Raw genomic sequence first — 890 nt, 5'->3', positions numbered from 1 at the left:
CGTGCTCGCCGGTCGTGTCTGGCGGTTCCGGCTTCCAATCCGAAGATGCTGGGTAAGGCGCAGGGCCTTCCCGCTGACCAGATCTTCTGTGATCTTGAGGACTCGGTGGCGCCGGGGGCGAAGGAGTCGGCGCGTGGGAACGTGGTGTCGGTTCTGAACGAGGGTGACTGGGCGGGTAAGACGCGGGTGGTGCGGGTCAATGACCTGACGACGAAGTGGACGTATCGGGATGTCGTGACGGTGGTGGAGGGTGCGGGCGCGAATCTGGATTGTGTGATGTTGCCGAAGGTGCAGACGGCGGCGCAGGTGCAGTGGCTGGATCTGTTGTTGACGCAGATCGAGGAGGTGATGGGTCTCGAGGTGGGGCGGATTGGTATCGAGGCTCAGATCGAGAACGCGTTGGGGTTGTCGAACGTGAAGGAGATCGCGTTCGCGAGCCCGCGGATCGAGACGATCATCTTTGGGCCGGCGGATTTCATGGCGTCGATGAACATGCCGTCGCTGGTGGTGGGTGCGTTGAACCCGGACTATCCGGGGGATCCGTTCCACTACGTGCTGTTCAAGATTCTGGAGGCGGCGCGGGCGCGGGGTGTGCAGGCGATTGATGGCCCGTTCCTGCAGATTCGGGATGTGGAGGCGTTCCGGGGGGTGGCGAAGAAGTCCGCGGCGTTGGGGTACGACGGTAAGTGGGTGTTGCATCCGGGGCAGATCGAGGCGGCGAACGAGATCTACGCGCCTCGGCAGGAGGACTACGACCACGCGGAGCTGATCCTGGATGCCTATGCGTGGCACACCTCGGACGAGGGTGGTCTGCGGGGTGCGGTGATGCTCGGCGACGAGATGATCGACGAGGCGAGCCGGAAGATGGCCGAGGTGATCGCGGGGAAGGG

At 63.9% G+C, this 890-nt stretch carries 1 protein-coding gene; it reads left to right on the top strand.

The genetic code is table 11. The features are described 5' to 3' along the window. The coding region (locus tag AB1460_RS37860) for an HpcH/HpaI aldolase/citrate lyase family protein (RefSeq protein WP_368967400.1) at window positions 1-890 on the top strand (890 nt) is incomplete at both ends.

Origin of the sequence: Parafrankia sp. FMc2 (genome assembly GCF_041008525.1) — a bacterium.
In the GTDB taxonomy this organism is placed as follows: domain Bacteria; phylum Actinomycetota; class Actinomycetes; order Frankiales; family Frankiaceae; genus Parafrankia.
Note: the sequence above shows the minus strand (reverse complement) of the source record. Positions and strands in the feature narration are given on the sequence as shown.